The following is a 13,788-nucleotide window of genomic DNA, read 5'->3' as shown; positions in this document are numbered from 1 at the left end:
TCATGAATTTTCTCGCCTGGAACGCCCCGCCACCGCTGGCCGCCATAGCACAAGCCGTGCAATCGCATGCCGCACCGCTTTATCTGATTGTGTGTCTGCACGACACCGACATGCCCGCCTTCAGGCCGTCTGAAAACCCGTCTGCACTCGAAACACAATTACAGCACCGCCTCAACACACAAATCGGCTGCCTGCAATTCAACGGCCCCAACGCCCTTAACGACATCCTGCCCGGCGTTCATCTGTGGTTGCTGCCGCCCCGACACGCCGCGCGGCTGGGCGACTACTTCAACGCACCGATACAATGGCAAACCCCCGCCTTGCCGCAAGAGCCGCAAGAGCAAGCCAAACCGTGGCTGCAAGCGCCCCGGCAAAGCGCCGCCCCCACCCGTGCCATCGTTATCGGAGCGGGCATTGCCGGCGCCGCCACTGCCCGAGCGCTGGCCGAACGCGGGCTGCCGGTCACCGTGTTAGAAGCCGGCGAGCCGGCACAAGCCGCTTCGGGCAACCGCCAAGGGCTGCTGTATGCCAAAATTTCCGCCCACAACACCGAGCAGACCGAGCTGCTGCTCTGCGGCTACGGCCACAGCCGCCGCCTGCTGCAAAAACTGCTGCCCGACAGCAACACATGGGGCGGCAACGGCATTCTCCACCTCAACCACAGCGCCGCCGAAACCAAACGCAACCACGCATTGGGTCAACAACGACACCATGCCCACCTTTACCGCAGCGTCAATGCCGCCGAAGCCAGCAAAATCGCCGGCCTTCCCATTGCTTCAGACGGCCTTTACTGGCCGCAAGGCGTATGGCTGAACCCGCCCGCGCTGGTGCAAGCGCTGCTCGATCACCCGCTGATCACACTGCACAGCCACACCCCGCTGCTGCACGCCGTCCACAACGGCCGCGAATGGCAGGCCGCTACCCCCGCACAAACCTTTTGCGGCAGCCACATCATCTACTGCCTCGGCGCCCACAGCCCCGACGCCGCCGATTTCAACCTGGCCGCACTGCCCTATCAACTAATCCGCGGCCAAACCAGCCTCGCCGCCGTTACCGCCCAATCCGCGCGGCTGCGTTGCGCCCTTTCCGGCGCCACCTACATCAGCCCCGCCTGGCAAGGGCTGCATTGCTATGGCGCCACATTTCTGCCGCACGATGCAGACAGCCGACTGCGCACCAGCGATGAAGCCGCCAACCGCGCCGGGCTGGCCGCACTTCATCCCGCATTGGCACACAATTTGCTTTCAGACGGCCCGAACCGCCGCCAAACGAATGGCCAGAACACCCTAGGGTGTCCGGACAATTTGTTTATGAGGGGATTTTTATTCCTGAAAATGCAGATGCCAGGCAAAAAACGCAGCAAGATTGGACATCTTGCGAGGCTTTTTAACGCAGCAGATGCGTTTTCAGGGGCAAAATACACCCGCAAATCGAATGGTCAGGACACCCTAGGCCACGCCGCCGTGCGCTGCGACAGCCCCGACCACCTGCCGATGGCCGGCCCGCTCGGCGACATCCGCGCCATACAAAGCGCATACGCCAAGCTGGCACTGGATAAAAACTACCGCCTAAACACCCCCTGCCCCTACCTGCCCGACGCCTACATCAACACCGCCCACGGCAGCCGCGGCCTCGCCACCGCGCCGATTTGCGCCGAAAGCATCGCCGCCCGCATCCTCGGCCTGCCCGACCCGCTCTCACCGCGCCTCCGCAACGCACTGCACCCCAACCGCAGCATCATCCGCGCCATCGTGCGCCATGAGCGCTTGTCAGAACGGGCATGAGGCCGCAGCCGGATTTGCAGTGCCGCCAATAAATATCGAGCGCCGCACAGTGGAAAGTGTTTGGGTGGCAAGTGTTTTGGTAATAACAATAACCCCTTCCGTCCAGCTCTCGCCGCCTGGTTCGCTTACTTTTGTGAATGGGTATTCAGATAGCCGATGCTCTACCAAAAAATCATTTTTGGGTTTCAGACGGCCTTAACCGTTATTCAAACCTCGCGGCTTGTGCCCTCTCCCTAACCCTCTCCCGCGGGAGAGGGAAATCGGTTGCTGTTGTGTTTGCCGTTGCACGTTTTTGCCGTTGCACGCTTTGACCTACGTTTGTTTGTCCCGCTAATCTCACCGCTTCAGCAACCTGGCCCCCTCCCCTGTGGGGGAGGGTTGGGGAGAGGGCGGCAAACCGCAGGTTTGCTTTATCGCACATTCCGCCATCATTTTCAGACGGCCTGACCGTTATTCAAGCCTGGCGGCTTGTGCCCTCTCCCTAACCCTCTCCCTCGGGAGAGGGAATTCGGTTGCTGTTGTGTTTGCCATTACGCGTTTTTTGCCGTTGCGGTGTTTTTGCCGTTGCGGTGTTTTTGCCGTTGCGGTGTTTGGGTCGGCGTTTGTTTTCCCGCCAATCTTACCGCTTCAGCAACCGGGCTCCCTCCCCTGTGGGGGAGGGCTGGGGAGAGGGCGGCAAACCGCAGGTTTGCTTTATCGCACATTCCGCCATCATTTTCAGACGGCCTGACCGTTATTCAAGCCTTGCGGCTTGTGCCCTCTCCCTAACCCTCTCCTACGGGAGAGGGAATTCGGTTGCTGTTGTGTTTGCCGTTGCGGTGTTTTTGCTGTTGTGTGTTTTTTCCGGCGTTTGTTTTCCCGCCAATCTTACCGCTTCCGCAACCTGGCCCCCTCCCCTGTGGGGGAGGGCTGGGGAGAGGGCGGCAAACCACAGGTTTGCTTTATCGTGCATTCCAACATTATTATTTCCAGCAACCATTTGTCGGATATTTGTATTCGACAAATGGTTTGACATCCTTTGATTTAAAATGATTTTGACCGTCTGAAACTTCATTTTCACCGTTTTCAGACGGCCTTAACCTATAGGCAATGCTTCCGAACACGAAAAAGGCGCCTTGCAAAGGCGCCCGAAGCGGCATTGTTTGATGGCGGTTAAAAATGATTTTTCAGCATACGCAAATCGGCAAACACGGCGGTTTCATCGGCCGGCTGCCGGCCTGTTAATCCGCCAACGCGGCGGTATACGGCGGCTTCGGCAGTACGCAGAAACGGGTTGATGCGGCGTTCGTGCGCCAATGTTACCGGTAAAGTGGGCGTATGTGCGGCCTGCGCCAAGGCCGTCTGAATATCGGTATTATCGGGTTCGATATGGGCGGCAAAGCGCAGATTGGCTGCGGTGTATTCATGGGCGGGGTAAAACAGCGTGTCTTGCGGCAGGCTGTTATAGCGCTGTAAGCTGGCAAACAGCTGCTCAACGGTGCCGGTAAACACACGGCCGCAGCCGGCGCTGAACAGGGTGTCGCCGCAAAATACATGCAGGCCTGAGGAAGTGTGCAAAAGATAGCTGATGTGCTGATCGGTGTGCCCCGGCGTGTGCCATACCCCGGCGTGCATGCCGGCAAATTCAATCTGCACGCCCTCACCTGCCGCAACCGTGGCGCCGGCGATATCGCTGTTGCCATACACGATACAATCGGGATAGGCTGCTTTCAAAGCCGCCAAGCCGCCGGTGTGGTCGTGATGATGGTGGGTAATCCAGATTTGCGCCAGTTGCAGATTGTGTTGGTGCAGATATGCCGACACCGGCTCCGCGTCGCCCGGGTCGACACACACGGCCCGGCCGTTCGCTTCGATCAGCCAGATATAATTGTCGTTAAAGGCGGCAATCGGTGTGATTTTCGGCATGTGTTTTTCCTTTATGCGGTCAAACTTAAAACAAGGTATGCGCTGCGGCACGCCGAACCTGATATAGAGCGACATAAATAAACACGTGCTACAGCGTTGCTGCTGCCTTGTATCACGGCTTTCTTCACTCCACTATAGCCGTTGGTTTGCGGTTAAAACAGGCAAACCGAACCGCCGTACCGGTTTCAGACGGCCTCAATATTTCAGACGGCCTCAAGTATCTGCCAGCAGCCAATGCTGCAAACCCACCAATGTTTTGGCATCGGCGATTTCGTTGTTTTTCAATGCGGTTTTTACGGCCTCGCGGCTGAGCAACACGGTTTCGGTAAATTCGTCTTCATCGGTGCTCAGCATACTGTCGGCGCGCACGCCCTCGGCGCGGTAAAGATACATGTTTTCATCGCAAAAGCCGGGGGCGGTGTAAAACGTGTGCAGCAGCACCACGCGCTCGGCGGTGTATGGCGTTTCTTCGGCCAATTCCCGCAAGGCGCATTGTGCCGGGTCTTCACCGGCATCGAGTTTGCCCGCCGGCAGCTCCAGCAGCGGTTTGCCGACGGCATAACGCCATTGCCGCACCAAGACCACTTCATCTTCGCCGGTGACGGCCAGCACACAGGCCGCACCGGGGTGGCGCACCACGATACGGCCGCTTTCATGGCCGTTGGGCAGGCGGATGGTGTCGCGGTAAATGTTGAGAAACGAGCCTTCGATCAGCGGCTCGGAGTTTAATTGGGTTTCGGTCAAATCCATGTCGGTTATTATCCTGGTGGGTTATCCTGCTTGATGCTTTCAGACGGCCTGTTATCTCCATTCACCAAGGCAAGCTAACCGCGTTGGCCCGCCTTGCTCACTATTTTTGTGAATGCGTTGCGATGCCGTCTGAACTGTTTTTCAAATATCAAGATGTTCAGGCAAACAAATCATCGCGCCTGACGGCAGCGGCCACGGCATCGGTCAGCTGTTGCAGCTCATCTGCCTGAATGATATACGGCGGCATCAGGTAAAGCAATTTGCCAAACGGCCTGATCCACACCCCCATTTGCACAAAAAATGCCTGCATGGCCGCCATATTCACGGGTTTGTGGGTTTCCACTACACCGATGGCGCCGATAATGCGCACATCGGCCACGTTGGGCTCGGCTGAGAGCGGCCGCAGGGCCGTCTGAAAATGCGCTTCAACCGCCGCCACTTGCGCCTGCCATTCGCCCCGCGCCAAAATCTGCATATTGGCTTCGGCCACGGCGCAAGCCAGCGGGTTGCCCATAAATGTGGGGCCGTGCATAAACACGCCGGCTTCGCTGCGGCTGATGATTGCCGCCACTTTGCGGGTGGTTGCGGCGGCGGAAAGCGTCATCATGCCGCCGGTGAGCGCTTTGCCGATGCACATGATATCGGGCGCTATACCGGCATGTTCGCAGGCAAACAACTTGCCGGTGCGGCCAAAGCCGGTGGCGATTTCATCGAGAATCAGCAACACGCCGTATTGGTCGCACAGCTGCCGCACACGGCGCAGATAGTCGGGGTGATACACGCGCATGCCGCCGGCGCCCTGCACAATCGGTTCTAAAATCACGGCGGCGGTGTCGTGACGGTGTGTGTGTAAGGCCGTCTGAAAAGCCGTGATGTCATTTTCCAGCCATTCGCCGTCAAAACGGCTTTGCGGCGCGGGCACAAAAATATGCTCGGGCAGAAAGCGGCTGTAGAGGCTGTGCATCGAATTCACGGGGTCGCACACGCTCATGGCGCCGAAGGTGTCACCGTGATAGCCGCGGGAAATGGTAAGAAATTTGCTGCGCGGCGCACCTTTGCCGTGCCAATATTGCAGCGCCATTTTCAGCGCCACTTCTACCGCCACCGAGCCGGAGTCGGCCAGAAAAATACACGCTAAATTCTGCGGCAGCATGGTGCGCAAACTCTGGCACAAACGTACCGCCGGCTCGTGGGTAATGCCGCCGAACATCACATGCGGCAGCGTATCAAGCTGTGTTTTGGCGGCGGCCACCAATTCGGGATGGTTATAGCCGTGTTGCGCGCACCACCAGCTCGACATGCCGTCTACCAGCCGCCGCCCGTCGGCCAAGGTCAGATGCACGCCCGCGCTTTCAGCAACAGGATACACCGGCAGCGGCTCAGTCATAGAGGTGTAGGGATGCCAGATGTGGCGGCGGTCAAACACGAGATCTTGAGGGGTCAGCATGGAGATACACAAAGGCCGTCTGAAAGGCTTGATTATATCGGAAAGCCGCATCCGTCCATAGGGTAATCGGCGCGCCCTATTCCGATTCACAAAATAATTCAGACCGCCTTGCCCCGCCTTATCTACTTAACGTGCGTTCGGAATAAGATAATTTAAGATCATTCATGAGATAAAAATCCTTCACGATTTTACCCCTACCCTAACCCGTTGGGACGGGGAGGGAACAGAGTGCGGCAACACCACCCAAATACTGCCGGATAAAATTTAATGTCCGGCAACCCTTTGCTCGGTGATGATTTGGCCCGTATAAAAATCCTGCGCCGTCATGCCCTGCCCGTGCGATGAACTATCTTTGCCCGGCTTTCTGCCGCCAATGGATTTAAATATAGTCTTCTGGTGTTTTTTGTTTTTACACACAGCACCTTACTATCAATCAGCTGCTGTTTTTTGAAATTTTCTTATCCCGAACGCACGTTACTTATTTTTGTAAATGTTTTTCAGACGGCCTGCGGAATGGTTTGGCAGCCGCTGCCGATACACGCAGCTAGGATATCCTTAATATTCATACATCATCATATTTTTTGCACTAAAAGCACATCTGCTGCGTTAAAAAGCCTCGCAAGATGTCCAATCTTGCTGCGTTTTTTGCCTGGCATCTGCATTTTCAGGAACAAAAATCCCCTCATAAACAAATTATCCGGACACCCTAGCAGCTACAGCAGGCCCCGCTCCACAAACGATACCGCCTGCCGCGCGGTAATCACAAAATGATCGAGCAGCCGCACATCCACCAAATCCAGCGCGCTGCGCAAACGCCGGGTAAATGCGATATCGGCTTCGGAAGGCTCCGCTGTGCCGCCGGGATGGTTGTGCGCGATAATCAAGGCGCTGGCATGCGCATCGAGCGCCTGCTTGACCACTTCGCGGACATAAACCGTGTTTTCCGCCACCGTGCCGCGCCCGAGCTCACTTTGGCCGATTAAGCGGTTGCGCTGGTTGAGAAACAGCGCCCACGTTACTTCTACTTTTTCATGCCCCAATTGCAGGCGCAAAAAATCAGCCACCGCCTGCGGGCTGCCGAATGCCGTGTCGTCTTGTAGCTCCTCGCTCAACACCCGGCGGCCGATTTCGCGCACCACCGCAAACTGGGTGTAACTCGCCAGCCCCATGCCTTTATGCGCCGACAGCGCCCTAACATCGGCACTCATCAGCCTGCCCAAACTGCCGAATTCGCCCAACAGATGCCGCGCCAGATCCACCGCGCTCATGCCCCGCGTGCCCACCCGCAGCAGAATTGCCAGCAATTCGGCATCGCTCAAAGCCTGCGCGCCGCGTGCCAACAGTTTTTCCCGCGGCCGCTCGCCCTGCGGCCATTGCTTGATACTCATATTGTTCCCCGTTATTGTTAATGAAATTATCATAGCATTTATTTTACCCATATCAAATAAATGCCGTCTGAAAATATTCAGACGGCCTCAAAAATACAACACCTAATCTCATTCACTTGGAAATGCAAACCGGGCGGGCTGTTCTGCAACCGGGCAGCCGGGAAGTCAGCTTTACCTGCTATAGAGGAACACCGATTTTGATATTTTGCACCCGGAATATGGGTGAGGTGTTCAATCTGAAAACAGCGGTAATCGTCTAAATCCGCAGCCACCACCCGCAACAAAAATTGCTGTCGCCCGCCATCAGATGGCACTCCAATACCTGCGCCAAGCCGCGCACCGCTTCGGCAAAGCCTTCTACCACCGCCACACATCCCGGCTTTTCACCCGCACCCGTACAAACACGGCAAACCCCTGCCCACTTTGGCTGCATCGATTTGGGCGCGGTAACGCTCGATAATGCCCGCTTCTTCCAACAGTTTACCCGCCTCAAACAGGGCAACAGCGACAGCCTATCGGTTTGGCCTGCTCCACATTTTGCCATTTGCCGTTGCGCTGCAAAGCAGCAAGGATTTTCCAGAAATAATGATTTTAATGCTTATTTGATGAAAATTTTCAGCATATACGCAATCCGATTTTAGCCGTCCGATATTATAATAAGCGCCCGTTTACAGGAAATATGCCATGCCGCCCACCGCTGCCCACACCTTGCCGACAAAGGCCGACTCGCCCCGTTCTGAATTTAACCGCGGCATCAAAAACTGCCTGCCGGTGTTGGTGGGCATGATTCCCTTTGCGCTGATTTTAGGTGTACAGGGCGCCCAAAAAGGCATGAGTGTGCTCGAAATGCCGCTGATGACCGGCCTGAACTTTGCCGGCGGCTCCGAATTTGCCGCCGTGGGCTTGTGGGGCAATCCACTGCCCGTGCTGCTGATTATCGCGGTAACTTTTATGATCAATACCCGCCACATCCTGATGGGCGCTGCGTTAACGCCTTATATGCGCCATCTGCCGCTGAAAAAAGCCCTGCCCGCACTGTTTTTTATGACCGATGAAAGCTGGGCAATGGGCATTGCCGATGCCAACCGCCGCAAAGCACGCGGTCTGCCGGCATTCAGCCTGGCTTATTATATGGGTGTCAGCCTGACCCTATATGTGATGTGGGTTGCATTTACCGCGCTGGGCGCCGCCGTCGGCCCCGCATTCGGCGATGTGGAAGCGCTGGGTTTCGGCATGGCTTTTCCGGCCGTATTTCTGGTGTTGTTGCGCGGAATGTGGAAAGGTTTTCGAGCCGCGCGGCCATGGCTGGTCAGCCTGGCGGTCGCGGCGCTGGTTTCTCTGTTGGGCGAAGGCGCGTGGTATGTGCCGGCCGGTGCGGCAGCAGGCTTGATTGCCGCCTATTTTTGGAGTGCCGAAGCATGATTTCATGGGCCTCATTCCTCACCATTCTCGGCATGCTCGCCGCCACTTATTCCACCCGCCTTATCGGCTTTCTCGCCCTGCGCCGCCGCACCCTCAGCCCGCGCGCCGCCGCCGTGATGGAAGCTGCGCCCGGCTGCGTGCTCATTGCCGTGATTGCCCCGCATTTCGTTTCCGACAAACCGCACGAGCTGATTGCCCTGGCGCTCACCCTGCTGGCCTCCAGCCGCTTGTCGATGCTGCCAACCGTACTCATCGCCGTGATCTCCTCCGGCTTGTTAGGGTATTGGATGCAAGGATAAAATTTAAATACAGCCCACTGCAATCAAACGGCACTGGTTTATAAAAATACACAATCCAAAAAGCCGCCTATAGAAACGGCAATTGAATAACTGCATTATTTAAATCAAGCTAATTGTTTTATAAAGAGAAATTAATAAAATATTTTTAGAATGAAAATGCCAATCCAGAACATAACCGGCATAGCCGACAAAATAGCCCAATCCGGGCTATTTTTTATAGCCGCAAATCAGGCGAAATGTAGAACAAGATATAAAATGTAGAACAAAACCAAAAATCAAATTGAATAAAACCCAAAAGCAAAAGCGCCTGAATCCGTTTAGATTCAAGCGCTTTAGTATTTGGTGCCCAGGGTCGGACTCGAACCGACACACCTTGCGGCGGGGGATTTTGAGTCCCCTGCGTCTACCAATTTCGCCACCTGGGCGGTGAAGAAGTGGCTATTATAGCGGCAAATTTTTTCTTGTAAAGCGCACATCGTCATATTTTATTACATTTTTATTAAACAATTGAAAATAATAAATATTAATTTCAACTCGGTTTCAGACGGCCTGTGCGGCGGATTTCGCCTAAATCAAGTTCGGTGCAAAAACTGCCGAAACCCCTACATCAAAACCGGCAAACACGTTAAGATAAGCGTATTTCCTATCAGGAGTAAATAACATGAATCCTATCTCACGCCGCTTGATGGCGCCTGCGCTGGCTTTAGCGCTGCTGGCCGCCTGCCAGCCGCAACAATCCGCCGCACCGGCAGCTTCTGCGCCGGCTTCTGCCGATTCTTCAGGCGCGGCCGCCTCGGCCGGTTTCCACGGCACTGATATGCGCAAAGAAGACATCGGCGGCGATTTCACCATGACCGACGGCGAGGGCAAGCCTTTCAGCCTGAGCAGCTTAAAAGGCAAAGTGGTGGTTTTGTCTTTCGGCTACACCCACTGCCCCGATGTCTGCCCCACCGAGCTGCTGACTTATAGCGATGCGTTAAAACAATTGGGCGATCAGGCCAAAGATGTGGCGGTGGTTTTTGCCAGTGTCGACCCCGAGCGCGACACGCCCGAATTAATCGGCAAATATGCCAAACAATTCAACCCTGATTTTATCGGTCTGACTGTTACCGAAGGCCAAAGCCTGCCGGTGATCAAGCAGCAATACCGGGTAGTGTCGGCCAAAGCGGGGCAGCAATCTGACACGGTTTATCTGGTTGACCACACGGCCGGTGCGTATTTGCTCGACAAAGCCGGCGAAGTGGCGGTATTTGCGCCTTACGGCAGCACCGCCGCACAAATCGCCGATGATATCAAGATTTTGCTACAATAAGCATCTTCACCGTTTCATCAGGCCGTCTGAAACGTTTTCAGACGGCCTCATCAAGAGAAAACCATGTCTGACAACAATCATCTGACCATTGCCCTTTCCAAAGGGCGTATTTTTGACGAAACACTGCCGCTGCTGGCCGCTGCTGGCATTACACCTGCCGAAGAGCCGGGCAGCTCGCGCAAACTGATTATCGGCACCAATCTGCCCAATATCCGGCTGGTGATTGTACGCGCCACCGACGTGCCCACTTATGTGCAATACGGCGCGGCCGATTTCGGCATCGCCGGCAAAGACGTGCTCACCGAACACGGCGGCGACGGCCTTTACCAGCCGCTTGATCTGCAAATTGCCAAATGCCGCATGATGGTAGCGGTGCAAAAAGGCTTTGATTACACAGCCGCCTCGCAGCCCGGCCGCCGCCTGCGCGTGGCCACCAAATACCCCGATATTGCCGCCGAACACTTTGCCGGCAAAGGCGTGCACGTAGACATCATCAAGCTTTACGGCTCGATGGAGCTGGCGCCCTTGGTCGGGCTTTCCGATGCCATTGTCGACTTAGTATCAACCGGCGGCACTTTAAAGGCCAACAACCTTGAAGCAGTGGAGCATATTGCCGATATTTCCAGCCGCCTGGTGGTCAACAAAGCCGCGCTGAAAGTCAAATACGCCCTACTCCAGCCGATTATCGATGCCTTTGCCGGCGCAGTAGGCGCAGAAGCTTGAGCGAGGCCGTCTGAAAAAGCGAGCAAACCGATGAAACATTTATTAATTGATTTTGAAAACACCCAACCTGCCGATTTGAATAAAATCAGCGATGATGATTGCCAAATCTGGCTGTTTCTCGGTTTGCACCAACAAAAAAGCATCCCGATCGATTTATGCGAATCCTTATTGCGCTTCGGTAAAAACGTGCATTTCGTGCGCCTGGAAAAAACCGGCAAAAACGCGCTGGATTTTTACCTGGCCTTTTACATGGGCCGCATCACCCAAACCGATCCCGATGCGCAAATCTGCATTCTTTCCAAAGACGGCGGCTTCGACCCGCTGGTCGAACATATCGACAACCGTAAGATGGCCGAGCAAATCGTGCGGGTAAAAGAATTGAGCGGAAAATCAGTCAAAATGCTCGGCAACGGCAAAAACAATGCCGCCCAAACAGCACCTCAGCCCCTGCCCCAAACCGACAATGCTTTAATCCGCAACGGTTTCAAAAAAGCCGTGGCCTATTTCAGCCAAGCAGAACCGCCCCTGCCCGGCAACTATGAAAAGCTGCTGAAAACCTTGCGCAAGCTGCTGAAAAGCGAATTGAAAACACACCGCAAAAACGAGCGCTTGCAAAGTGTGGAAAAAATCGCCGCCAAACTGCTGCTGCAAGGCTTTATCAGCGCAGATGCCGGCCACAACCTGCACTATCACTTCAGCAGCAAAGATTTCGACCAACGTCTGATCAAACGCATTCTGGCACTGCGCCCACGCAGCCGCACGGCGCTTTATAACGTTATCCAAAGCTTTGCCGGCAGCGGCCAAGACACCGACACCGGCAACAGCGAGCAAACCGCCGCCAAGCTGGCGCAACAACGCATTTTTATTTTCAACAACAATAAAATCAGCTACCCCGACGAGATTGCCGAAGCCGACATCATCGATGCCGAAATCATGCCGTCTGAAACCGTTTTACCGCCAACTCAAGCAGCACCGGCAAACCGGCGCCCGAAAGCCAGCGCAACGCTTTCCGATGCCGCACAAAAAACGCTGGCCGTTTTACAAAAAATCAGCCGCAACCGCCCCATCAGCAGCCGCAGCCTGCAAAATTCGATTGCATCCTGGCTGCGCACAGAAGCCGGAGAAGCCGCCGTCGTGTTTGACGAATTGCAGGCGCACGGCATCATTCACCTCGACGGCAACCGCATCCGATACACTTTTTAACTACCCAGAGAACAACCATGAAAAAGCTCAACACCCGTTCCGACAATTTCCAGAGCGAGCTCAAAGCACTGCTGGCTTTTGAAACCGCACAAGACCCAAAAATCGATCAAATTGTGGCCGACATCTGCGCCGATGTACAAAAGCGCGGCGATGCGGCCGTCATCGAATACAGCAACCGCTTTGACGGCACATCCGCCCAAAACATGGCCGACCTCACTCTTTCGCAGGCAGACCTCAAAGCCGCATTCGAGCGCCTGCCCGAAAACGTTCAGACGGCCTTAAAGCAAGCCGCCGCCCGGGTAGAAAGCTACCACCGGCGCCAAAAAATGGAATCGTGGTGCTACACCGATGAAGACGGCACGCTGCTCGGCCAGCAAATCACTGCGCTCGACCGGGTAGGCATTTATGTGCCCGGCGGCAAAGCAGCTTATCCCAGCTCAGTGATTATGAACGCCATGCCCGCGCACGTGGCCGGCGTACAAGAAATCATCATGGTTGTGCCCACGCCCAACGGCGAGCGCAACGACATCGTATTGGCCGCCGCCTACGTAGCCGGCGTAACCAGCGTTTTTACCATCGGCGGTGCGCAAGCCGTGGCCGCGCTGGCTTACGGCACCGAAACCGTGCCGCAGGTAGACAAAATCACCGGCCCCGGCAACGCCTTTGTTGCCGCCGCCAAACGCCGCGTGTTCGGCGTGGTCGGCATCGACATGGTGGCCGGCCCCTCTGAAATCCTGGTGATTGCCGACGGCAGCACCCCCGCCGAATGGGTGGCGATGGATTTGTTCAGCCAGGCCGAACACGATGAAATCGCCCAAGCCATTTTAATCGGCACCTCGCAGCCATATCTTGACGAGGTTCAGACGGCCATGAACCAACTGATTGAAGAAATGCCGCGCCGCGCCATCATCGAAGCCTCACTCGGCAACCGCGGCGCCATGATTCTGGCCGAAAATTTAGACGAAGCCTGCGAAATCGCCAACTATATCGCACCCGAACATCTGGAACTTTCCGTTGAAAACCCGCAAGCATGGTCGCCAAAAATCCGCCATGCCGGCGCCATTTTCATGGGCCGATACACCAGCGAAAGCCTCGGCGACTACTGCGCCGGCCCCAACCACGTTTTGCCCACCAGCCGCACCGCCCGTTTCTCCTCCCCCTTGGGCACTTACGATTTCCAAAAACGCTCCAGCCTGATTCAAGTATCGGAGCAAGGCGCGCAAACACTCGGCAAAATCGCCAGCACACTGGCACACGGCGAAATGCTCACCGCCCACGCCCGCGCAGCGGAATTCCGTTTGAAAGATTAACAACCGCCCGCCGCCGTTTTTTTGGGGCATTCCATGCGGTTAACGGGTGCTTTGTGCCTCTGAAAACATATCCGCTGCGTGCATCAAGGTGATGATTAACCCATGCTCAAGAAGCGCTGAGGCCGTCTGAAACCATTCAGACGGCCTTTCAATAAACTGCGGCAAAGCAGTGCAGCCCGATAAAAAACGAGTATAATAATGCAGACAATTTTCTGCTTTATGCCCGCAAACACCGCAGCAGCCAT

The 13,788-nt window shown here is 55.6% G+C and carries 12 protein-coding genes and 1 tRNA gene; 7 read left to right on the top strand and 6 right to left on the bottom strand.

Annotation, left to right across the window (positions count from 1 at the left end; all coding sequences use genetic code 11):
• Positions 1-2 precede the first annotated feature (2 nt).
• A complete protein-coding gene (gene mnmC1, locus LVJ83_RS05555; protein WP_244787103.1) occupies positions 3-1,784 on the top strand; it encodes an FAD-dependent 5-carboxymethylaminomethyl-2-thiouridine(34) oxidoreductase MnmC1 in 1,782 nt (593 codons plus the stop codon).
• A gap of 1,152 nt (positions 1,785-2,936) precedes the next feature.
• Here mnmC1 and gloB read toward each other — a convergent pair.
• The 5 genes from gloB to LVJ83_RS05530 form a co-directional block, all read right to left on the bottom strand.
• Positions 2,937-3,689, bottom strand: coding sequence for a hydroxyacylglutathione hydrolase (gene gloB / locus LVJ83_RS05550; RefSeq protein ID WP_244787101.1), 753 nt, complete (start codon positions 3,687-3,689; stop codon positions 2,937-2,939).
• Positions 3,690-3,902: 213 nt separating this feature from the next.
• Positions 3,903-4,439: an NUDIX hydrolase gene (locus LVJ83_RS05545; protein WP_244787099.1), complete on the bottom strand. Its 537-nt coding sequence runs from the start codon at positions 4,437-4,439 to the stop codon at positions 3,903-3,905.
• A gap of 157 nt (positions 4,440-4,596) precedes the next feature.
• On the bottom strand, positions 4,597-5,886 hold the full coding sequence (bioA, locus tag LVJ83_RS05540; RefSeq protein WP_244787097.1) for an adenosylmethionine--8-amino-7-oxononanoate transaminase: 1,290 nt from the start codon (positions 5,884-5,886) through the stop codon (positions 4,597-4,599).
• 713 nt (positions 5,887-6,599) lie between these two features.
• Entirely contained in the window at positions 6,600-7,274 is a 675-nt protein-coding gene (radC, locus tag LVJ83_RS05535) for a RadC family protein (protein WP_244787095.1), read from the bottom strand.
• 256 nt (positions 7,275-7,530) lie between these two features.
• On the bottom strand, positions 7,531-7,707 hold the full coding sequence (locus tag LVJ83_RS05530) for an Lrp/AsnC ligand binding domain-containing protein (protein WP_244787093.1): 177 nt from the start codon (positions 7,705-7,707) through the stop codon (positions 7,531-7,533).
• A 251-nt stretch (positions 7,708-7,958) separates the two neighbouring features.
• Here LVJ83_RS05530 and LVJ83_RS05525 point away from each other — a divergent pair, with 251 nt between their 5' ends.
• Together LVJ83_RS05525 and LVJ83_RS05520 are read left to right on the top strand one after the other, a co-directional pair.
• Positions 7,959-8,696, top strand: coding sequence for an AzlC family ABC transporter permease (locus tag LVJ83_RS05525; protein ID WP_244787091.1), 738 nt, complete (start codon positions 7,959-7,961; stop codon positions 8,694-8,696).
• Positions 8,693-8,995 carry an AzlD family protein gene (locus LVJ83_RS05520; protein WP_244787089.1) on the top strand — a complete coding sequence of 101 codons (303 nt, stop codon included), beginning with the start codon at positions 8,693-8,695 and terminating at the stop codon, positions 8,993-8,995. The genes LVJ83_RS05525 and LVJ83_RS05520 overlap by 4 nt, the downstream gene beginning before the upstream one ends.
• 340 nt (positions 8,996-9,335) lie before the next feature.
• Here the strand turns inward: LVJ83_RS05520 and LVJ83_RS05515 are convergent.
• Positions 9,336-9,420: transfer RNA gene (locus LVJ83_RS05515), tRNA-Leu, on the bottom strand.
• 236 nt (positions 9,421-9,656) lie between these two features.
• On the opposite strand from LVJ83_RS05515, the gene LVJ83_RS05510 reads away from it, so the two are divergent.
• The 4 genes from LVJ83_RS05510 to hisD all read left to right on the top strand — a co-directional run bounded on the left by LVJ83_RS05510 (position 9,657) and on the right by hisD (position 13,543).
• The gene (locus LVJ83_RS05510) at positions 9,657-10,307 is read left to right on the top strand and encodes an SCO family protein (RefSeq protein WP_244787087.1); all 651 of its coding nucleotides are present in this window, start codon (positions 9,657-9,659) and stop codon (positions 10,305-10,307) included.
• Positions 10,308-10,370: 63 nt separating this feature from the next.
• A complete protein-coding gene (gene hisG, locus LVJ83_RS05505; protein WP_244787085.1) occupies positions 10,371-11,030 on the top strand; it encodes an ATP phosphoribosyltransferase in 660 nt (219 codons plus the stop codon).
• Between the two features lie 30 nt (positions 11,031-11,060).
• A complete protein-coding gene (locus LVJ83_RS05500; RefSeq protein ID WP_244787083.1) occupies positions 11,061-12,233 on the top strand; it encodes a PIN domain-containing protein in 1,173 nt (390 codons plus the stop codon).
• Positions 12,234-12,250: 17 nt separating this feature from the next.
• Complete coding sequence (gene hisD, locus LVJ83_RS05495; protein ID WP_244787081.1) at positions 12,251-13,543, top strand: histidinol dehydrogenase; 1,293 nt, start codon at positions 12,251-12,253, stop codon at positions 13,541-13,543.
• The last annotated feature ends 245 nt before the right edge of the window (positions 13,544-13,788 follow it).

This window comes from Uruburuella testudinis (assembly GCF_022870865.1).
Taxonomy (GTDB): Bacteria; Pseudomonadota; Gammaproteobacteria; order Burkholderiales; family Neisseriaceae; genus Neisseria; species Neisseria testudinis.
The sequence above is the reverse complement of the archived record's forward strand: the minus strand, read 5'-3'. Positions and strand labels throughout refer to the sequence as shown.